Origin of the sequence: Bradyrhizobium sp. (genome assembly GCF_049798375.1) — a bacterium.
GTDB lineage: Bacteria > Pseudomonadota > Alphaproteobacteria > Rhizobiales > Xanthobacteraceae > Bradyrhizobium.
In genome coordinates, this window is the sequence record NZ_JBARGP010000414.1 from 1 (window position 1) to 2,107 (window position 2,107).

A 2,107-nucleotide genomic window follows, 5' to 3' on the forward strand; every position below is an offset into this window, starting at 1 on the left:
CCGGGAAGGTGATGATCGGGTAGGCACCCCATTCGCGCGCCGCCACCTTGCCGCGCTGGAACGGTACTTCCTCCATAAGCGCCCGGCTGGTCGACTGGATGACGTTGCCCTGGATTTGATGACGCACGCCGTCCGGATTGATCATCAACCCGGCGTCCTGTCCGGCGACGACGCGGGTGACGCTGACGTCACCGGTCGCGATATTGACCGCGACGTCGGCGACCCAGGCCGACCAGGCCGCACCAAAGCCCGGAAACTTGCTGTGCACGTAGAGCGCATAGGCGAAGCCGCGGCCACGCACGACATCGTTCTCGGGCGTCTTCTCCTGCCTGACGGGACGCGACACCCAGCCGGCACGCTCGGCCACCGCGTTGACCAGATCGATCGCGCGGTCGTCCTTCAGGTAGCGCAGCCGGTATTCGATCGGATCGACGCCGGCTTCCGCCGCGAGCTCGTCGATATAGGATTCATGTGCGAACGTATTGGGCAGTGCCGAGACGCCGCGCAGCCAGGATGCGCGCACGATCGGCGGCATGTCATGCGCCACGATACGCATGTGGTCGTAGTCGTAGGGCGGGATCGCGGTGCGGTCGCCCATCTCGAACACGGCGGCTTCGGGCGGGATACGACCGGTCAGCAGCAGCGCCAGCGTCGGTGCCCCGTTCGAGGGATAGCGGGTTGCGAAGTCATAGGCGGCGACCGAGCCATCGGCGTTCAGCCCGCCATTGACGTCCATCAGTTGCGCGGTGCCCTTGGGCTCCCAGACATGCTCCTGCTCGCGGGTGAGCTGCACGCGCACCGGGCGGCCGACTGCGCGCGACAGCAGCAGCGCATCGGCGGTGACGTCGTCGGCGCAGTTGCGGCCGTAGCAGCCGGCGGCTTCCAACCGGATCAGCTCGATGTCCTGCTCGGGCCGATCGATCAGCAGCGCGAGGTCAGCGCGCAGCAAATGCGGATTCTGCGTGCCCGACCAGACCCTGACGTGGCCCTCCTGAAAATCAGCGACTGCGCAGGACGGCCCAATCGAGCCGTGCATCTGATAGGGCCAGGTATAGGTGCGCCGTATCGGCTGGGCGGCGCCGCTGATCGCTGCATCGGCATCGCCCTTGTCGAGCAAAGTGCGTGGCTTTGAGGGATTGGCGCGCAGCGCGCTCTCGATGTCGTCGAGATCGCGCAGGGCCGGCGTCGGCTTCCAGCTCACGCTCAGCCGTGCGGCCGCCAGGATCGCATTCTCCTCGCGCTCGGCGATAATGCCGACGAAGTCGCCGATGGCAACGACGTCGACCAGCCCGGGAATATCGCGCACCGAGTCCTTGTCGACCCCGAGCAGGCTGGTGCCGACGAAGGGGCCGGCATCGACCCCGGCATAGGGCGGGCGGACCACTCGGCCGTGCAGCATGCCGGGCACGCGGACGTCGTGCACGTAAGTCAGCTCGCCGGTCGCCTTGGCCGGCAGGTCGACACGCGGCACCGATCGGCCGACCACATTGTAGTTGTCGACCGGCTTGACCGCGACGTCCTCGGCGAGCACGAGGCGGATGGTATCATCGCGGATCAGCTCGCCATAGCTCAGCGTACGATTGCCGGGACCCCGGATCAGCCCGTCCTCGATTGTGAGGTCATCGGCACCGACGTTCAGGCGCTCGACCGCACGCGCCAGCAGATGGTGGCGCGCCTGTGCCGCGGCCTTGCGCAAGGGCACCGCGGTGATCTGGATGGTCTCGGAGGCGATCGTCGCGCCCTGGTTGGGCACGATCTCGGTATTGCCGAGCACGACGACGACACGAGCAAAGGAGACGTCGAGCTCCTCTGCGACGATCTGCCCGAGCGCGGTGCCGATGCCGGTGCCGAGATCGACATGGCCGTTGAACGCAGTGATCTCGCCACTCGCCGTGATCCGGATAAAGGTCTCGAAATCATCCTTGCCGGTCGCCGACGGCCGTACAATCGACAGCGAACCGCGATGGATGGCGCGAGGCCCAGACGCCGCATCCGTCATCCGCCAATGGCCCTGAACGTATGACCGGCCGCGCGCATCACCGCCCGCAGGATCTCCACATGTGCGCCGCAGCGGCAGAGATTGTAGCGCAGCGCCGCGCGGATCTCA

At 67.0% G+C, this 2,107-nt stretch carries 1 protein-coding gene and 1 pseudogene; both read right to left on the reverse strand.

The window, feature by feature from the left end; genetic code table 11:
• Nucleotides 1-1,999 (reverse strand): molybdopterin cofactor-binding domain-containing protein (locus tag WA702_RS17590; RefSeq protein ID WP_425111811.1); only part of this gene is annotated, 1,999 nt, incomplete at its 3' end.
• A pseudogene (locus WA702_RS17595) lies at nucleotides 1,996-2,107 on the reverse strand ((2Fe-2S)-binding protein); the annotation flags it as partial. The gene WA702_RS17590 and the pseudogene WA702_RS17595, both read right to left, overlap by 4 nt.